Annotated in this window: 1 pseudogene; it reads right to left on the reverse strand. The window is 68.5% G+C overall.

The window, feature by feature from the left end:
• A pseudogene (locus ABD323_RS44305) lies at positions 1-574 on the reverse strand (IS110 family transposase); the annotation flags it as partial.

Genomic DNA, 574 nt, shown 5'->3' on the forward strand with positions numbered 1-574 from the left:
GTTCTGCTCGTCGAGAGCGTCGAAGATCTCCTCGACCAGGCGCTCGGCCAGTCGAGGGGCCTTGGGTCGCACCAGGGTCACAAGTCGCCGACGGCCTGCCTTCCTCAACTGGGCTGGCGAGCCGTGCCGTTCGAGCAGTGTCAGGACGGCGAGATGGTCGAGTCTGGGGCTCAGGACCCGCTCCAGCGAGGGGTGAATCTGGGTGAGCAGGCCACGAAGGCGGTTCTTGATCCTGGTGGACTCGGAGGCCAGGTCGTCATCGAACCCGACGATCATCTCCAGCTCGGCACGGTCTCGTCGGACGGAGCCAGGTCTCGCAGGGTGTGTGGCATCGTGCGGGCGGCGTCTGCAATGATCGCCGCGTCTCGGGCGTCGGTCTTGGCCTCGCCGGGGTGGAGGTCGGCGATCGGTCGCATCGTCAGGCCGGGCAGGTAGGCGACGCGGCAGCCGGTGTCGCGGGCCACCGCCAGCGGCAGGGCTCCGATCGAGGCGGGCTGGTCGACCACCACCAGCACGGTGCCATACCTGGCCCGGAGCTTGGTGAACACCTCGCGCAGCTTCGGTTCGGTGTTGG

The organism is Kitasatospora nipponensis (assembly GCF_039528135.1).
Lineage (GTDB): Bacteria > Actinomycetota > Actinomycetes > Streptomycetales > Streptomycetaceae > Kitasatospora > Kitasatospora nipponensis.